At 28.4% G+C, this 1,636-nt stretch carries 2 protein-coding genes; both read right to left on the bottom strand.

Annotated elements, in window-relative coordinates; genetic code table 11:
• On the bottom strand, positions 1-408 hold a 408-nt coding region (locus OYV_RS03775; RefSeq protein WP_042068368.1), incomplete at its 3' end, for a 2-hydroxycarboxylate transporter family protein.
• Between the two features lie 201 nt (positions 409-609).
• Positions 610-1,636, bottom strand: a 1,027-nt coding sequence (gpmI, locus tag OYV_RS03780) for a 2,3-bisphosphoglycerate-independent phosphoglycerate mutase (RefSeq protein WP_042068370.1), incomplete at its 5' end; no start/stop codon positions are given.

Here is a 1,636-nt window from a genome sequence, read left to right on the forward strand (position 1 = left end):
TAAATTTCTATCAACACTTAAAATACTTCCAGCAATAACACAAGTTATAAAAAAGTTAGCAAAATCAGATCCTAAATGATTATTTGGTGTTTTGGTACTGAAAAAATTTTCATTACATTTGTCTGCTAAATCTTGCGGTATCCATCCTTTATAAACTAAATAAGAAGGAACAAAAATACAAAGCAAAAATCCTAATCCTATTTTATTTAAATAAAGGACACTATCACCAATAAAATTAAGACCATATCCTAAGACAAAAATAATAAATAAAGGGGTTAAAAGAGGGTGATATAATTTTTTTATTCCCCATTCTTTAACTGCAAAAAGATGTAAAGCACAAACAGCTACAAAAAAAAGAAACATTAAAGGGTGAAACCTAAAAATCTTTATTTGTTTGTCTTTTTTCATTATAATTTACTCCGATTCTACACAAAAAAATAAAATAACTAATAAATTCATAAATATGATCTAATATAAATAATAAAGTTATAAATAAATGGTTAATAAATTGTTTTTTGTGATTTTTTATTTTCAAAATTATTAGCTAAATAAGTAATCAAAATCACTTAAATAATTAATTATGGTATTCTTAAATAATAAAGTTAATGATTAAACTAGTTTTTTAATTAAACTATTTCCTGTCATTTCTTGAGGTTTTTTAATTTCTAATAAATCTAGCATTGTGGGTGCAACATCACATAAAGACCCTGGTTTTAAGACAACATTTTTATCTGTAACGATGAAAGGAACTAAATTAGTGGTATGAGCTGTGTGTGGATTTCCTTGGTTATCTGTCATTTGTTCGGCATTTCCATGATCTGCTACAATACAGGCTTTGCCTTTAACTGCAAAAATGGCATTTAAAACTTCTTTAAGACAGCTGTCTACTGTTTGAATCGCTTTAATGGTAGCATCTAAAAAACCAGTATGTCCTACCATATCAGGATTTGCAAAATTAAGAATTAAAGTATCGTATTTACCAGATAAAATAGCAGTTTTAGCATGGGTGGTAATTTCTAAAGCACTCATTTCGGGTTTAAGATCATAAGTTTTTACTTTGGGAGAAGGAATTAAGATTCTATCTGCATTTTTTAATTGCAGTTCCTTGCCACCATCAAAGAAAAAAGTTACATGAGGATATTTTTCAGTTTCTGCAATTCTTAGTTGGTGCATTCCTAAATTGGCAATTACTTCACCATAAATATTTTTTAGAGTTATTTTTTCAAAAGCAACTACACTTTTAACTTGAGTGCTGTATTTAGTCATTGTTACTAAAAAAAGATTATTTAATAATTTAGTACCGCAAAAATTGGTTTTACCCTCAGAACAAAAAGCATTAGTAGCACAAGGATTAGATAGAGCAGTTGCAAGACGCATAGCACGGTCAGGACGAAAATTAACAAAAATAACTGCATCATTATCATCAATTAAACCATTTGGATTGGTAATAAAAGGAGTGATAAATTCATCTGTAATTCCTTGATTATAAAAATTTTGTATAGTGTTTTCTAATGGCAAGTCAACAACAGGAGCTTGTTTGGATGTAAGCATATTATAGACTAAATTAATGCGGTTCCAATTGTTATCGCGGTCAAGAGCATAATATCTACCAACAACAGAAGCAATATTAAAGCCA

Origin of the sequence: 'Chrysanthemum coronarium' phytoplasma, from assembly GCF_000744065.1 — a bacterium.
Classification (GTDB): domain Bacteria; phylum Bacillota_I; class Bacilli_A; order Acholeplasmatales; family Acholeplasmataceae; genus Phytoplasma; species Phytoplasma asteris.